The sequence below is a fragment of the Paraburkholderia sp. SIMBA_053 genome, assembly GCF_046534895.1.
GTDB classification, from domain to species: Bacteria; Pseudomonadota; Gammaproteobacteria; order Burkholderiales; family Burkholderiaceae; genus Paraburkholderia; species Paraburkholderia caledonica.
Window position 1 is genome coordinate 1 of sequence record NZ_JAWRXU010001146.1, and the last position, 255, is coordinate 255.

Consider the following 255-nt stretch of genomic DNA (forward strand, 5'->3'; position numbering starts at 1 on the left):
CGTATGCGGGCATCCGCTTCCAGCTGATTCTCGTCTATCTGATGCTGGTTGTGCTTTGGCGTCAGTTTGCTCCGCCGACGGGGCGGATGAACACAAGGTTGGCGGCGTGGCTGTTCGCCATCGGTCTCATCGCACTCGCGGGACGAATCCACAACATGAGCGATGAAGAAGGTCGTGGCGCATCGCCATTCCTGCCTTATCGCGCAGCGCCAGAATTGCAGAATATGGAGTAGTGATCTTGCGGCAAAAAATCGT

General features: G+C 56.5%; 1 protein-coding gene. It reads left to right on the top strand.

The genetic code is table 11. The features are described from left to right. Window positions 1-233: hypothetical protein (locus SB753_RS39235; protein WP_410805442.1), on the top strand; the 233-nt coding region annotated here is incomplete at its 5' end. Between the last annotated feature and the right edge of the window lie 22 nt (window positions 234-255).